Source organism: Kitasatospora sp. NPDC057015 (genome assembly GCF_042673745.1).
In the GTDB taxonomy this organism is placed as follows: domain Bacteria; phylum Actinomycetota; class Actinomycetes; order Streptomycetales; family Streptomycetaceae; genus Kitasatospora.
Genome location: NZ_JBHUSG010000002.1, coordinates 1 through 13220, shown reverse-complemented (window position 1 = coordinate 13220; position 13220 = coordinate 1). Strand labels below are relative to the sequence as shown.

Sequence of the window (13220 nt, the reverse complement as noted above, 5' to 3'; positions counted from 1 at the left end):
CTGTATGCTGAGTCCCGGATCGCCCCGTGACCCTGCCCGCGCCCCCAGGAGGCCGACGCTTGAGGCCCGACACCACCGGCTGGACCCCGCCCGCCCGCCCCGAGGGCGAGCCGCGACCGCCCGCGCAGCTGCGCCGCATCCTCGCGCTGTTCCGCCCGTACCGGGGCCGGCTCGGCGTCGTCGGCCTGCTGGTGGGCGCCTCCGCCGTGGTCTCGGTGGTCTCGCCCTTCCTGCTGCGCGCGGTGCTCGACACCGCGATACCGCAGGGCCGGACCGGCCTGCTCAGCCTGCTGGTCCTGGGCATGATCGCGGCGGCCGTGGTCAACAGCATCTTCAACGTCCTGCAGACCCTGCTCTCCACCACCGTCGGCCAGCGCGTCATGCACGACCTGCGCACCGCGGTCTACTCGCACCTGCAGCGGATGTCGCTGGCCTTCTTCACCCGGACCAGGACGGGCGAGGTGCAGTCCAGGATCGCCAACGACATCGGCGGCATGCAGTCCACCGTCACCTCCACGGCCACCTCCCTGGTCTCCAACTTCACCGCCGTGGTCGCCTCCGTGGTGGCGATGGCGGCGCTGGACTGGCGCCTCACCCTGGTCTCGCTGCTGCTGCTCCCGCTCTTCGTCTGGATCAGCCGGCGGGTCGGCGGCGAGCGCAAGAAGATCACCACCGAGCGGCAGAAGCAGCTCGCGCTGATGTCCTCGGCCGTCCAGGAGTCGCTCTCGGTGAGCGGGATCCTGCTCGGCCGCACCATGGGGCGCTCCGGATCGCTCTCGCAGGAGTTCACCGAGCAGTCCGACCGGCTCGCCGACCTGGAGGTCCGCGCCAGCATGGCCGGGCGCTGGCGGATGAACACCATCCAGATCGTGATGGCCGCGATGCCGGCGGTGATCTACTGGGCCGCCGGCATGGCCGCGGCGGGCGGCGCCCCGATCGTCTCGATCGGCACCCTGGTCGCCTTCGTCTCGCTCCAGCAGGGCCTGTTCCGCCCGACCGTGAGCCTGCTCTCCACCGGTGTCCAGGTGCAGACCTCACTGGCGCTGTTCCAGCGCATCTTCGAGTACCTCGACCTGCCGGTGGAGATCGCCGAACCGGCGACCCCCGTCCACCTGGAGCGGATCGCCGGGGAGGTGCACTTCGAGGGCGTCGACTTCCGGTACGACCCGGCGCAGGAGCGGCCCACGCTGGCCGGGATCGAGCTCAGGGTGCCGGCCGGCGGCTCGCTGGCGGTGGTCGGCGAGACCGGCTCCGGCAAGAGCACGCTCAGCTACCTGGTGCCGAGGCTCTACGACGTCACCGGCGGCCGGGTCACCATCGACGGCACCGACGTGCGCGAGCTGTCCTTCGACTCGCTGTCCCGTGCGGTCGGGGTGGTCTCCCAGGAGACCTACCTGTTCCACGCCTCGGTGGCCGACAACCTGCGCTTCGCCAAGCCGGACGCCACCGACGAGCAGCTGGTGGCGGCCGCCGCGGCGGCGCAGATCCACGACATGATCGCCGGTCTGCCCGACGGCTACGACACGCTGGTGGGGGAGCGCGGCTACCGGTTCTCCGGCGGCGAGAAGCAGCGCCTCGCGCTGGCCCGGACGATCCTGCGCAACCCGCCGGTGCTGATCCTGGACGAGGCGACCAGCGCCCTCGACAACCGCACCGAGCTGGCCGTCCAGCAGGCGATCGACGCGCTGGCGGCCGGGCGGACCACCATCACCGTCGCCCACCGGCTCTCCACCGTCCGCTCGGCGGACCAGATCGTGGTGCTCGACCGTGGGGAGGTCGTCGAGCTGGGGACGCACGACCAGCTGGTGGAGGCCGGCGGCCACTACGCCGCACTGCTGCGGCGGGAGGCCCCGGTGGGGGTCCGGGAGCCCAGCGCGGCCGGTCGCCGCTGAGGCCCGACCCCGCGGCGCCGGCCGTCCCGGGAGGGGAGGACGGCTGGGCGCGCGGCGCCGGGCCGGTGGGGAGGACGCCGGCTCAGGCGGCCTTGGGCAGCTCGTTGTAGGCCGCCGCGACCTCCTGGCCGGACAGCTCCTGGATCGCCCGCATCACCTCGTCGGTGACCTGTCGGCGGGCCTGGGCCGAGCGGGCCTGGCCGTGCAGCTCGGTGAAGCTCAGCGGCTCGCCGAAGCGGACGGTCACCTTGCGGACGCGGGGGATGCGCCGGCCGACCGGCAGGATCTCCTCCGGGCCCTCCAGGGCCACCGGGACGACGGGCACCCCGGCGGTCAGCGCCAGCCAGGCGACACCGGTCTTGCCGCGGTACAGCCGGCCGTCCAGCGAGCGGGTGCCCTCGGGGTAGATGCCGAAGGCCTTGTCCGCCTCCAGGATCTCCAGCGCCGACTGCAGCGAGGCCTGGGCCGAGCGGTAGGTGCCGCGCTCGACCGCGACGGCGCCGATCGCCTCGAAGAAGCCGCGGGAGAGCGCGCCCTTGAGGCCGGTGCCGGTGAAGTACTCGGCCTTGGCCAGGAAGTGCACCCGGCGCGGCGCGGTCAGCGGGATGACCACGCTGTCGATGAACGACAGGTGGTTGCTCGCCAGGATCACCCCGCCCTTGCGCGGGACGTTCTCCAGGCCCTCGATCACCGGGCGGTAGACCGCACGTGCGAGGGGTTTCAGCACCAGCTTGGTGAGTAGGTTGATCATGGTCCCTCCCTGGACGAATGACCGGGCCGTGCACCCGGGAGTGAGCGTGGCGGAGATCGGCTCGTCGGCGGGCCGAGATCAGATCGCAGAGTACGACATCAACCCCGTGGCCCGTCCACTCCCGCCGCCCCCGGCCTGTCGCGCCGCAGGGCCGCTGACCGGCGGCCGGAGCACCCTGCGCGGTGCGCGCGGGGGTGCCCGGGAGGGTGCACCAGGGGGCGGGGCGGGGCCGCGCGGGCGGGCCGGTACTGTACGCCAGTCAGCACCACCCACAGGAGGGGACACATCCCATGGCAGACATCGAGGCGGCCCGTCAGGCCTTCGAGCGTTTCGACATCAACGGCGACGGCCTCATCTCGGCCACCGAGTACTCCCGCGTCATGGCGGAGCTCGGCGACCCGCACGTCTCCGTCGCGGTCGCCGAGTCCGTGATCAAGGCCGCCGACGCCAACAACGACGGCCTGCTCACCTTCGAGGAGTTCTGGGCCTCGCGTCAGCGCTGAGTCCGCGCGCGAGGGCCGGCCCCGGAGCCCCGGGGCCGGCCCTCGCGTCGTCGGTGCGCCGCCGCGGCGGGCCGGTCAGGCCCCGCGGACCGGGAACACCCGGCGCACCACCCGCTCGGCCGCGCCGCCGTCGTCCCAGGGGCAGAACCGCTCCCGGAACCGCGCCCGCGAGTCCGGCTCCGAGTCACCCGAGAGGATCGCCCGGGTCAGCCCGTCCAGGTCCGTGGTCACCGCGCCCGGGCGCTCGGCGAACAGGTCGAAGTACACCCCGCGCACCTGCCGGTACTGCTCCCAGTCCGGGGCGAAGACGACCAGCGGCCGGTCCAGCACGGCGAAGTCGAACATCATCGACGAGTAGTCGGTGACCAGCACGTCCGCCGCCAGGTAGAGGTCCTCCACCGCCGGGTGGCCGGAGACGTCCACGATCGTCGCGGCGTCCTCGCCGGCGGCCAGGTCGCCCGCCCCGCCGGTGAGGAAGTAGTGGGCCCGCACCAGCAGCGTGAACTCGGGGCCGAGCCGCCGCGCCAGTTCGGCCACGTCCAGCGGCAGGAACGATCCCCGGCCCTCCCGGTGCGTCGGGGCGTACAGCACCGCCGTACGGTCCTCGGTCAGGCCGAAGCGCTCGCGCATCGCGGCGACCTCGGCGGGCGTGGTGGTGGCCAGCCGGTCGTTGCGCGGGTACCCGGTGTCGAGCATCTCGTAGCGGCCCGGGAACGCCCGGGCGAAGTGCTCGGTGGTGTGCGGGTTGGGGGAGACCAGGTAGTCCCACCGCCCGACCGCCTCGCGCAGCCGGTCGAAGTCCATCCCGTCGGCGGCGACCGGGTGGTCCCGCAGGTCCATGCCCATCATCTTCAGCGGGGTCCCGTGCTGGGTCTGCACGTGCACCGTGCCGGGCCGCTTGACCATCGTGTGCGGGAAGTTGACGTTGTTCACGAAGTACTTGGCGGTCGCCATCGCCTTCAGGTACGCGGGCGTGTTCAGCAGCACGTACGGCACCCCGGCGGGCAGCGTGGCCGCCTGCGCCCGGGTCTCCACCACCCAGACGCCCCGGATCTCCGGCGCCAGCTCCCGGGCCTTCTCGTAGATCGCGGCCGGGTTGCAGCCGTACCCGCGGTGCCAGTACGCCGCGTACACCGCCAGGTGCTCGTCCAGCGGCAGCCGGCGGAAGGCGTTGTACGCCGTGAAGCGGGCGCTGCTGCGCACCGTGCGGCGCACCGCCGGGGCCACCGCCCTGGCCCCGCGCTTCAGCTCGCGCGGCAGCCGGCCGGTGCGGCGCAGCTCGTCGTAGGCGAGGCGCGAGCCCCGGGCGGCCAGCCGGTACTGCAGGCCGGTCGCCCCGCCGGGGAACCGGTAGCCGGCCGGGCGGTGGCGCGCGAAGTGCTCGGTGGTGCGCCGGAAGAACTCCTTGCGCATCGAGGTGGGGACCAGCCCGGGGGAGTCGTAGACGGTCAGCGCCTGCTTGACCGTCCGCTCGAAGACCAGGGTGCGCAGCGGGTCGGCCGCGTCGAGCCCGTGCCGGTCCAGGAAGGCGAAGATCGCGTCGTACTGGGCGAAGGCGTCCGCGTGCTTGGGCGAGGCGGTGCTGGTGATCGCCCCCGGCCGGCCGCGGCGGTAGTAGTAGCACGAGCGGTCCAGGTAGCGCATCCGCCCGGCCGCCAGCAGGGCCGGGTAGGTGACCGAGATGTCCTCGTAGAAGCCGCGCCCGAAGGCCACGCCGAGGCCCTCCAGGAACTCCCGGCGGAAGACCTTGTTCCAGACCGACATCACCGCGCGCAGCAGCGCCGGGTGCTCGCGCAGGGTCGCGCCGTCCACCAGGGGCGAGCCGGCCAGCAGGTGGCGCCACGGGTTGGGCTCGGTGGAGTCGTCCGGATAGACGTGGGTGAAGCCGGTGAGCAGGATGTCGGCCGGCGCCCGGTGCTGCTCCTCGCGCTCCAGCTCCCGTTCCAGTTCGGCGGTGATCGCGTCGAGGGAGCCCTCCGGCAGCCAGTCGTCGCTGTCCACGAACCAGACGTAGCGGCCCCGGACCTCGGGGAGGGCCGCCTCGCGGGCGCCGCCGAGGCCCTGGTTCTCGGCGAGGTGCAGGACGCGCAGCCGGGAGTCCAGGGCCGCGTACTCGTCGAGGATCTCGCCGCAGCGGTCGGGGGACCTGTCGTCCACCGCGATCACCTCGAGGCGTCCGTCGTCGGGGCCGCCGAGGATCGAGTCGAGGCAGCGCGGGAGGAACCGCTCCACGCCGTGGACTGGCAGCACGATGCTGAGGAGGACTGTCACGCTCGTTGGCTCCGCGCTCCGCGAGAGGGCCCGGCGCTCCGGCCGGACCGGGGGTTGCTGGGCCGTGTCAGACACGGCCTGGGGGAGGTGCGGGCGGGTCCGGCGCCGGCCACCCGGCGAGCACACTCTACCCAGTACAGGGCGATGGCCAGGAGTTTCGGGGCGGGCGGATCGGAGGGGAGCGGAGGGGAGAGAAGCGGCCGCCGGTGCCGCGCCCGTGCGAGGGCGGCACCGGCGGCCTGGTGGCGGTCCGGCCGACCCTCAGCGGCCGACCGCCAATCCGTACACCGCGCCGAGCCGGGCCGCCGCAGCGTCGAGGCGGCCGGACAGTGACTCACTGCGGGTGTCGGAAGTTCTTCACCTGTCGAACTCAATCGACGGGGCGGGGTGGCGCATCTCTCACCGGCCCTACCGATAGAGATATTGCTTGTAGGTTTCGGCCACGTCAATCCCCCTGATGCGTTCACTTTCCGAAGCTATTGTCGGAAACACAGACTGCGAGGACGGCCACCGGTGCGCCGCGTCGCCGCCCGACCGTCCGCCGGGACACCCCGCCGCGGTGCCGCGGACCCCCGTCGGGCCTGGCACGATCCCCTCCGGCCCGCCCCGACCCCGGGGTCGCGCGCCGGGCGTACGGCCGTCGGCCCGGGCGCCGGGGCCCCCGCTCCGGGCGGACCCGTGTTCAGGTCGTGCACCACCATCGATGCGCAGTCGTGACCGGGGCGACAGCCCCTGGTGAGGCGTCAGTTGTCGTCGCACGATACGGTGGCGGAACACCGGGACGGTTGCGCGAAGGCCGTCTGTCACGGATAGTCTTCGCCTCACGGCCCTGGCGCCTCGTAGGGGTGGGAAACTGATGGAACACATGCAAGTGCGGACTCGGCCCCGGGTGCCGGCGATCCAGTGCGGTGTCGGCGCGACCGGCCGTCGGATCGACCACCACCTGACCGTGCTCGGCGCGCCCGCACTCCCGGTGGCAGACGCCGCCGAGGCGCTCGGGTTGATAAGGGAGCTGGCACCCCGCGGTGTCAGCACCCCGACCGCGCCGCGGCGCACCGCGCGGGTGTCGCTGCTGGCGCCCCTGCGCCGGCTGCGACGGAGCCTCTTCGGCGGACGCGGCTAGCCCGCGCCCTTCGGAACCGACCCGATGGACCAGTTGGTCCGTCGGGTCTTCGGCGTGCCCGGGCACCGGCCCGGGGAACCGGCCGGTGAGACGGGCCCGGGACGGTGAGGGCGGTACCCCGCCCGGCTGCGGGCGGGGCGCAAGGGTAGTCGACGGTCCGCCCGCCGGGAGTGAAGAGCGTGAAGGTTCCCCGACCGGACGCCCGGCGTGCGGGCCGGCCGCCCGCGGTGGGTGAGGATGGCGCCATGGCGGACACCTTCCACACGCTGACCTTCGAGATCACCACCGGCAACCGCGAGGTCGCCCTCGACATCACCGAGCACTGCGCGGTGTTCCTTAACGAGCACGCGGCGGGCCGGGACGGCCTGCTCAACGTCTTCGTCCCGCACGCCACCGCCGGCATCGCCGTCCTGGAGACCGGCGCCGGCAGCGACGACGACCTGCTGGCCACCCTGCGCGAGCTGCTCCCGGCCGACGACCGCTGGCGCCACCGGCACGGCAGCGCCGGCCACGGCCGCGACCACGTGCTGCCGGGTCTGGTCGCACCGCACGCGACCCTGCCGGTGATCGGCGGGCAGCTCGCCCTCGGGGTCTGGCAGTCCGTGGTGCTGGTCGACACCAACGGCGACAACCCTCGGCGCACCGTGCGGCTCTCCTACCTGGGCTGAGCCCGCCGGACGGTCCCCGCCGACTGCTCCGGGCCGACTGTTCCCGACCGGCGGCTCCCGACCGGCCGTTCCCTGCCGGTGCCGGTGCGGCGGGGTTCCGGCTCCTTCGGTCCGGGCGCGGTCCGGGCGCGGTCCGGCCCCGGGTCCGGTGTCCGGGTACCGCCCCGGGCCCGTCCGGGCGGACCCGCTCAGCGGGCCCGCGCCGCCGAGGCCACCGCGAGCAGGTAGCGCTCGATCGCCAGGTGCTGGAGCAGCAGGGCCACCGGGCGGCCCAGCCGGGCGTACCAGGCACTGAGCCGGGAGAACGCGGTCACCTCGAACCAGACCTCGCCGTGCTCGTCCAGCGAGACCACGAAGGACTCCTCGCCCCGCTCGGGGTGGCCGGGCAGCGTCCCGTACGCGAAGCCGATCCGGTTCGCCTCCCGCACCGTCCAGACCACCCGGCAGGGGATCACCAGCCGGGGCCGGCGCAGGCCCGGCAGGCCGAGCCGGATCAGGACGGTCGCGCCGGGCTCCGCCGGAGCGGCCGGATGCACCGCGAAGCCCGTGCCGAGCTGGCTGCCCCAGGCGAGGACGTAGCGGCCGGCCCGCTCCAGCACCTCGCTGCCGTGCCCCAGGTGCACCCGGCGCCGCAGGTGGGCGTAGCCGGGCGGCAGGGCGGCGTGCCGGGTCGCGCCGACCTCCGGATAGCTGGGGGAGGCGGCGCGGGCCGCCCGCAGGCGGTCGTGGAGGTCGACGGGCATGGCGCCACGCTAACCCGGAGCCTCCCGGCGCCCCGCGGTGGCCCGTGGCCCCGCCGGGAGGCCGGCCGCCGCGGCCCGGTGCGGAGCCGGCCCGGCCGGGGTGCCCGGTGGCCGCTCGGCGCCTGCTTGCCACCGGCCGACCGCCCGGAGTAGGAAGGCGGCATGAGCGACGAGACCGAGCAGATCTGCGCCGTGCCGCCGATCGACACCCTGCAGGCGCTGACCCACGACCCCGACCTGGTCGGCGGGCGCGCCGACTGCGTCCTGTGCGGCGAGCCCACCGAGCTGCCGGCCGACCGGCCCGGTGTCACGCTGTGCCCGGTCTGCGCCTGGCAGGAGGCCCAGCGGATCGCCTGCTCGGGCTGACCGCCGGGCCGGCCGCCGGGCTGACCACCGGGCCGGCCGACGGGGGCGGCGTCAGGAGTCGGCGCGGCCGACCAGGGCCAGCGTCGACCCGTGCCGGCTCTTGCGGACCAGCAGCTGCGCGGGGATCCGGGCGCGCAGGTCGGCGACGTGGCTGACGATGCCCACGGCCCGGTCGCGCTCGCGCAGGCCGTCCAGCACGTCCATCACCTCCTCCAGCGCCTGTTCGTCCAGCGTGCCGAAGCCCTCGTCGATGAAGAGGGTGTCCAGCGGCATCCCGCCCGCCTCGTCCGTCACCACGTCGGCCAGGCCGAGGGCGAGGGCGAGCGAGGCGAAGAAGCTCTCGCCGCCGGAGAGCGTCGCGGTGTCGCGCTCGGTGCCCGTCCAGGCGTCCACCACCCGCAGGGACAGGCCCGAGCGCTTGCCGCCGGCCGTCCGGTCGTCGCTGTGCACCAGGGTGTACCGCCCGCCCGACATCCGGACCAGCCGGTCACTGGCCGCCGCCGCCACCTGCTCCAGCCGGGCCGCCAGCACGTACGACTCCAGGCGCATCCGCAGCCGGTTCTCGGTCGAGGTGCCGGCCGTCAGCGCCGCCAGCCTGCTGATCCGGGCGTAGCCCGCCAGCACCGGTGCCAGCGAGGTGGCCAGCGCGCCCAGCAGCAGCCCGATCCGGGCCAGGTCCGCGCAGCGCTCACCGGCGGCGTGCCGGGCCGCGGTGGCACGGGCCAGCCGGTCCGTCGCCGCCCGCATCGCCGCCCGGGCACCCGCCGGATCCGCCGGCGGCCGGGCCGCCGCGGCCACCAGCTCCGGGGCGGCGAGCTGCTCCCGGACGGCCGCCAGCTCGTCGCGGTGCCGCTCCAGCCGGGCCCGCAGCGCCTCCCGCTCGGCGGCCGGCAGCAGCACCGCGGCGGCCTCCCGCGCGCTGGGGAAGCCGGCCGCGGCGGCGGCGCCGGCCAGCTCCTCCTCCGCCTCCTTCAGGCGGGTCGCGGCCTGGGCCGCGGACCGGGCGGCGCCCAGCAGGCCGGACACCGCGCGGGCCAGGCCGGCCAGCGCGGCGGACCGCTCGGCCACCGAGGCGGCGTCGCCCCGGGCGGCGGCCACCAGGTGTTCCAGCTCCTGCTGCTCGCTCCACAGGGCCTGCAGCCGGGCCGTCCGGACGGCGCCGCGCTCACCGGCCTCGCGCAGCTGCGCCTGCTGCTGCGCCTGCTGGCGGGAGAGCCGCTCGATCCGCCCGGTCACCTGCCCCAGGGCGTCCGCCGCGCGCAGGGCGCCGCGGTGCTCCTCCTCCAGGGCCGTCAGGGCGGCGCGCAGGGTCTCGGCGCTCTCCTCGCCGGCCGCGCCGGCCGCGGCCGCCTGCTGCACCCGCAGCGCCGTGAGGGCCTGGTCGGCGAGGGCGAGCGCCTGCTCGGCCTCGCCCTGCGCGGCCCGGGCCCGCTCCTCGTCCTCGGGCCGGACCTGGCCGCCGGCCGGTCGGGCCGGTGCCGGGTGCTCCGGCGAGCCGCAGACCCGGCAGGGGTCGCCGGCCCGCAGCCCGGCGGCGAGCTCCGCGGCCATCCCGGCCAGCCGTCGCTCGCGGACGTCCTGGCTGTGCTCGCGGGCGTCCAGGAACCGGCCGTGCAACCCCGACCGCCGCTCCTCGGCGCCGCCGATCTCCTCGCGCAGCGCGTCCCGGCGGCGGGCGGCGGTGAGCCGACCGGTGATCTCCGCCCTGCGGACGTCCAACTGCTCGACCCTCGCCCCGGCCGCCCGGGCGGCGGCCTGCTCCTCCTGTAGCCCGGCGAACCGCGCGTCGAAGCCGGCCAGCCAGTCGGCGGCCTCCTCCGCCAGTTCCTCGGCCTGCCGGCGCTCGGCGGCCAGCCCGGCCCGCTCCCGGACCAGGTCGGCGCAGCGCCGCTCCTGGGCGCCGGCGGCCTCCAGGCGTACCACCTCGGCGCGCAGCCGGAGCTCGGAGCGCGCCAGCTCCTCGGCCTCCGCCCCGGCCAGCGCGGGGCCGGAGTCGGGCACCGCGGCCGGATCGGCCGGTGCCGGGCCCCGGCCGGCGGGGAACCGGCCGAGCTCCCCGCGGTGGCGGTGCTCCTCCCGGCGGGCGGCCTCGTGGGCCTGCGCGGCAGCCTCCCGCAGTCGCAGTACGGCCTCGACGCCGACGGCCGCCTGCGCGGCCGTGAGCCGGGCCCGGTCACCCGCGAGCGCGGACTCCTGCTCGGTCAACCGGGCGGTGCGCAGCACGGTCTCGCGGTGGCGCCGCTGGCGCTCGGCGAGCTCGTCCGCCGCCTCCTGCGCGCCCTGGGCCTCGCGGTGGCCGGCCTCGGCCCCGGCGAGCGCCGCGTCGGCGACGGCCAGCTGCTCGGCGGCCCCGCCGCGCAGGATCGCGGCCCAGGCCAGCACACCGGAGACGAGGTCCGCCGACGCGCCCGGGGACTCGTCGTCCTCGGGCACCCAGCCGGCGGCCGGCTCGGCCGTTGGGCCGGCGGCCTGCTCGGCCTTGCTGACCAGGTCCCGCAGCCGGCGCCGGCCGTCCTGGACGGCGGCCTCCTGGGCCCGCCTGCGCTCGGCCAGCCAGCTCTCGACCTGACCGAACCGGCGGGTGTCGAACAGCCGCCCGAGCAGCTCGGCGCGCTGGGCGGCGTCCGCCCGCAGGAACCGGGCGAAGTCGCCCTGCGGCAGCAGCACCACCTGGCAGAACTGCTCGCGGCTCATCCCGATCAGGCGGTGGATCTCCTCGCCCGTCTCCTGGTGCGACCTGCTGCCCGCCCGCCAGCCGGGGGTGCCGTCGCCGGTGTCGGCCACCCACTCGCGCAGCAGCGTCTGGGCGCGCTCCCTGGTGAGGCCGCCGGCCCTGGTCTTCTTCGGGCGGAGCTGCTCGGGCAGGCGGGTGATCTCCAGCCGGCGCCCGCCGAGGGTCAGCTCCAACCGGACCTCGGTCAGCTGCTGCGGATCGGCGTGGTCACTGCGCAGCCGGTTCGCGGTGCGGGCCCCCGGCACCTCCCCGTAGAGGGCGAAGCAGACCGCGTCCAGCACGCTGCTCTTGCCGGCGCCGGTGGCGCCGCGCAGCAGGAAGAGGCCGCCGGCGGAGAGCGCGTCGAAGTCGACCCGCTCGGTACCGGCGAACGGGCCGAAGGCGGTGACCGTCAGCTGGTGCAGTCTCATCGGGGCGGCTCCTGCCGACGGTGGGGTGCGGAGCGCCGGCACCGGGCCGGGTCGGCCCCGGCGCGGGTGGCCGCCCGGTGCGCCGCGGGCGGGGATGCGGGAGCGGTCACGGCTGCTCCGCCCGTCGGTCGGCGCTCTCGCGGGTGGTCTCGAAGCCCTCGCGCAGCCAGTCCAGCTCCGTCCGGTCCGGCGCGCTGCCGGGGCGGACGTGCCGGACGAAGCTCTCGGCGATCTCCAGATCGGTGCGCCCGCGCACCCGGGCCGCGTAGGAGTGCGCCGGGCCGGCCTCCGTCTCGTCCGGCTCGAAGAGCAGCTGCAGGGTGTGCGGGAAGCGCCGGCGCAGCCGCTCCATCGGCTCGGCCGGGCGGCCCGGGTCGGTCAGCGTGACCTGCACCCAGGACTGCTCGTGGCGGGCGTGCCGGGGATCGTCGAGCAGCTCCTCCAGCCGGCCGCGCAGGCGGGCCAGCGGCCGCGGTTCCGGGGTGTCGATCCGCTCGGCGGCGACCGAGCCGTCGGCGGCCAGGTCGACCAGCCACAGGGACTTGCGGTGGTCCGCCTCGGAGAAGGAGTAGGCGAGCGGGGAACCGCTGTACCGCACGTGCGGCGCCAGGGTCTGGCAGCCGTGCAGGTGGCCGAGGGCGGCGTAGTGCACGCCGTCGAAGACCGACAGCGGCACGCTCGCGACCCCGCCGACCGCGATGTCGCGCTCGCTGTCGCTGGCCGCGCCACCGGTCACGAAGGCGTGGGCCAGCACCACCGCGCGGGTGCCCGCCGGGCGCCCGGCCAGATCGGCCCGGACCCGCTCCATCGCGGCCCCCAGGACGGCCGCGTGGCCGCCGCGGTCCAGGCCGAAGCGCTCGCGCACCAGGGCCGGCTCCAGGTAGGGGAGGCCGTAGACGGCAACCGGGCCGTGCTCGTCGGCGAGCAGGACGGGCGTCGCGCAGCCGTCCGGGTCCGTCCGCAGGTGGATGCCGGCGCGGTCGATCAGGCCGGCGCCGACCCCGAGCCGGCGGGCCGAGTCGTGGTTGCCGCTGATGAAGACGGTGGGGACGCCGAGCGCGGCCAGCCGGTGCAGGACCTCGTCGAACAGGGCGACCGCCTCCAGCCCGGGCAGCGCGCGGTCGTAGACGTCGCCGGCCACCAGCACGGCCTGGACGCGCTCGGCCTCGACCACCGCCACCAGGTGGTCGAGGAAGGCGCGCTGGGCGTCGTGCAGGCTCTCCCGGTGGAAGGAGCGCCCGAGGTGCCAGTCGGAGGTATGCAGGAGTCGCATGGTCCACGACCCTAACCCCCGGCACCGACAACTCGGGGCGCTTCGGGCACCCCGGCCGGCCCGCCGGCCTCCCGACGCACCTGCGCCGGTCGCTCTCGGTCGATTGTCAGTGACGCTGTGTAGGTTCTCGACCGCCGGTCACCCGGGTCCTCCGGGTCGTCGGTGCCGTCCGCCGTGCCGCCGGTCCGGGGCGCGGTGGCACGGCCCGGGCACCAGGCCCGGAACAGCGTCCGAGGGCACCCGCAACAGTGTCCGAGTGCAGAGGGAGGGCCCATGTCCAAGCCCGTCCAGTACCGCCGACCCGTCCAGTACCGCCGACCGGCTCCGTTCGGCCGGTCCGCCCCGCACCGCCGCCCCGCCGGCCGCCCCCGGCCCCGGGGGCCCGCCCCCCCGCCCCCGGGGGGGGGGGGGGCCCGCGGCCGTTCCGGACACGTGTGTTGAGGGCTCAGCCGAGGGTGGCCACGGCCTGCGTCACCGGGGTGTCGC

The 13220-nt window shown here is 75.8% G+C and carries 10 protein-coding genes; 5 read left to right on the top strand and 5 right to left on the bottom strand.

Going from position 1 to position 13220, the window contains the following annotated elements:
• The first annotated feature begins 59 nt into the window (after positions 1–59).
• The gene (locus ACFTWP_RS02005; RefSeq protein WP_380261643.1) at positions 60–1892 is read left to right on the top strand and encodes an ABC transporter ATP-binding protein; all 1833 of its coding nucleotides are present in this window, start codon (positions 60–62) and stop codon (positions 1890–1892) included.
• Between the two features lie 82 nt (positions 1893–1974).
• Here the strand turns inward: ACFTWP_RS02005 and ACFTWP_RS02000 are convergent, their stop codons facing one another.
• Positions 1975–2643 carry a lysophospholipid acyltransferase family protein gene (locus ACFTWP_RS02000; RefSeq protein ID WP_380261641.1) on the bottom strand — a complete coding sequence of 223 codons (669 nt, stop codon included), beginning with the start codon at positions 2641–2643 and terminating at the stop codon, positions 1975–1977.
• 290 nt (positions 2644–2933) lie between these two features.
• Here ACFTWP_RS02000 and ACFTWP_RS01995 point away from each other — a divergent pair, with 290 nt between their 5' ends.
• Positions 2934–3146 carry an EF-hand domain-containing protein gene (locus tag ACFTWP_RS01995; protein WP_380261639.1) on the top strand — a complete coding sequence of 71 codons (213 nt, stop codon included), beginning with the start codon at positions 2934–2936 and terminating at the stop codon, positions 3144–3146.
• A gap of 75 nt (positions 3147–3221) precedes the next feature.
• On the opposite strand, the gene ACFTWP_RS01990 is transcribed toward ACFTWP_RS01995, so the two are convergent.
• Entirely contained in the window at positions 3222–5417 is a 2196-nt protein-coding gene (locus ACFTWP_RS01990) for a CDP-glycerol glycerophosphotransferase family protein (protein WP_380261637.1), read from the bottom strand.
• A gap of 856 nt (positions 5418–6273) precedes the next feature.
• On the opposite strand from ACFTWP_RS01990, the gene ACFTWP_RS01985 reads away from it, so the two are divergent.
• The gene (locus tag ACFTWP_RS01985) at positions 6274–6540 is read left to right on the top strand and encodes a hypothetical protein (protein WP_380261635.1); all 267 of its coding nucleotides are present in this window, start codon (positions 6274–6276) and stop codon (positions 6538–6540) included.
• 245 nt (positions 6541–6785) lie between these two features.
• Positions 6786–7208, top strand: a complete 423-nt coding sequence (locus ACFTWP_RS01980) for a YjbQ family protein (RefSeq protein ID WP_380261633.1) — start codon at positions 6786–6788, stop codon at positions 7206–7208.
• A gap of 188 nt (positions 7209–7396) precedes the next feature.
• On the opposite strand, the gene ACFTWP_RS01975 is transcribed toward ACFTWP_RS01980, so the two are convergent.
• Positions 7397–7951, bottom strand: coding sequence for a DUF1990 family protein (locus ACFTWP_RS01975; RefSeq protein ID WP_380261631.1), 555 nt, complete (start codon positions 7949–7951; stop codon positions 7397–7399).
• Between the two features lie 162 nt (positions 7952–8113).
• Here ACFTWP_RS01975 and ACFTWP_RS01970 point away from each other — a divergent pair, with 162 nt between their 5' ends.
• Positions 8114–8317: a hypothetical protein gene (locus tag ACFTWP_RS01970; protein ID WP_380261629.1), complete on the top strand. Its 204-nt coding sequence runs from the start codon at positions 8114–8116 to the stop codon at positions 8315–8317.
• A 51-nt stretch (positions 8318–8368) separates the two neighbouring features.
• On the opposite strand, the gene ACFTWP_RS01965 is transcribed toward ACFTWP_RS01970, so the two are convergent.
• The gene (locus ACFTWP_RS01965; RefSeq protein ID WP_380261627.1) at positions 8369–11461 is read right to left on the bottom strand and encodes an AAA family ATPase; all 3093 of its coding nucleotides are present in this window, start codon (positions 11459–11461) and stop codon (positions 8369–8371) included.
• Between the two features lie 106 nt (positions 11462–11567).
• Positions 11568–12734: an exonuclease SbcCD subunit D gene (locus tag ACFTWP_RS01960; protein ID WP_380261625.1), complete on the bottom strand. Its 1167-nt coding sequence runs from the start codon at positions 12732–12734 to the stop codon at positions 11568–11570.
• Positions 12735–13220 lie beyond the last annotated feature (486 nt).

Coding starts and splice junctions, on each gene's coding strand:
- ACFTWP_RS02000 (WP_380261641.1), bottom strand. CDS start 2,643: ATGATCAACCTACTCACCAAGCTGGTGCTGAAACCCCTCGCACGTGCG.
- ACFTWP_RS01995 (WP_380261639.1), top strand. CDS start 2,934: ATGGCAGACATCGAGGCGGCCCGTCAGGCCTTCGAGCGTTTCGACATC.
- ACFTWP_RS01985 (WP_380261635.1), top strand. CDS start 6,274: ATGGAACACATGCAAGTGCGGACTCGGCCCCGGGTGCCGGCGATCCAG.
- ACFTWP_RS01980 (WP_380261633.1), top strand. CDS start 6,786: ATGGCGGACACCTTCCACACGCTGACCTTCGAGATCACCACCGGCAAC.
- ACFTWP_RS01975 (WP_380261631.1), bottom strand. CDS start 7,951: ATGCCCGTCGACCTCCACGACCGCCTGCGGGCGGCCCGCGCCGCCTCC.
- ACFTWP_RS01970 (WP_380261629.1), top strand. CDS start 8,114: ATGAGCGACGAGACCGAGCAGATCTGCGCCGTGCCGCCGATCGACACC.
- ACFTWP_RS01965 (WP_380261627.1), bottom strand. CDS start 11,461: ATGAGACTGCACCAGCTGACGGTCACCGCCTTCGGCCCGTTCGCCGGT.
- ACFTWP_RS01960 (WP_380261625.1), bottom strand. CDS start 12,734: ATGCGACTCCTGCATACCTCCGACTGGCACCTCGGGCGCTCCTTCCAC.